We start from the raw sequence: 1,101 nt of genomic DNA, 5'->3' as shown, positions 1-1,101 counted from the left end.
CGTTCAGCCCATGAACTTCTTGAACTCGTCGGGCAGCTCGAAGTTCTTGTCGTCCTGCGCCGGCAGACCGAACGCGCCGCCCTGCGCGGCCTGCTCACGACGGGCCGCGGCCGCCTGCTCCTCGGCCTTGCGCTTCATCGGGTTACCACTCTTGCGCTTGCCCTTGGCCTGCTTGACCTGCTTCTTCTGCCGACCGGGGCCACCACCCATGCCCGGCATCCCCGGCATCCCCGGCATGCCGCCGCCCTGCGCCATCTTCGACATCATCTTGCGCGCGTCGAAGAACCGCTCCACCAGGTTCTTCACCACACTCACCTCAACACCGGAACCCTTGGCGATACGGGCCCGGCGCGAACCATTGATGATCGTCGGCTCCGCACGCTCCCTCGGCGTCATCGACTTGATGACCGCGGCAGCACGATCCACATCACGCTCGTCGATGTTGTTGATCTGATCCTTGATCTGCCCCATACCCGGCAGCATCCCGAGCAGCTTGGAGATGGACCCCATCTTCCGGACCTGCTCCATCTGGGACAGGAAATCGTCGAGCGTGAAATCCTTGCCCTTGCTCGACGCCAGCTTCGAGGCCATCTTGGCGGCCTCTTCCTGACTGAACGTCTTCTCCGCCTGCTCGATCAACGTGAGCAGATCACCCATGTCGAGAATGCGCGACGCCATCCGGTCGGGATGGAAGGCGTCGAAGTCCCCGAGCTTCTCACCGTTCGACGCGAACATGACCTGCTTGCCCGTCACATGGGCGATCGACAGGGCCGCACCACCACGGGCATCACCATCGAGCTTGGAAAGCACCACACCGTCGAAACCGACACCGTCACGGAACGCCTCGGCCGTATTGACCGCGTCCTGACCGATCATCGCGTCGACAACGAAAAGGATCTCGTCGGGACTGACCGCGTCGCGGATGTCCGCGGCCTGCCGCATCAGCTCCTGATCGATACCGAGGCGGCCCGCGGTGTCGACGATCACCACGTCGAACTGCTTCGACCGGGCATGCTCGATGGAATCCTTGGCGACCTGGACCGGGTCACCGACGCCGTTGCCCGGCTCCGGCGCGTACACCGCCACACCGGCACGGTCCGC

General features: G+C 64.2%; 1 protein-coding gene. It reads right to left on the bottom strand.

The annotated features are described in order from the left end of the window. Nucleotides 1-3: 3 nt before the first annotated feature. The coding region (locus ACIOMQ_RS41440; protein WP_402192912.1) for a signal recognition particle protein at nucleotides 4-1,101 on the bottom strand (1,098 nt) is incomplete at its 5' end.

This window comes from Streptomyces sp. NPDC087845 (genome assembly GCF_044742755.1).
In the GTDB taxonomy this organism is placed as follows: Bacteria; Actinomycetota; Actinomycetes; order Streptomycetales; family Streptomycetaceae; genus Streptomyces.
The sequence above is the reverse complement of the archived record's forward strand: the minus strand, read 5'-3'. Positions and strand labels throughout refer to the sequence as shown.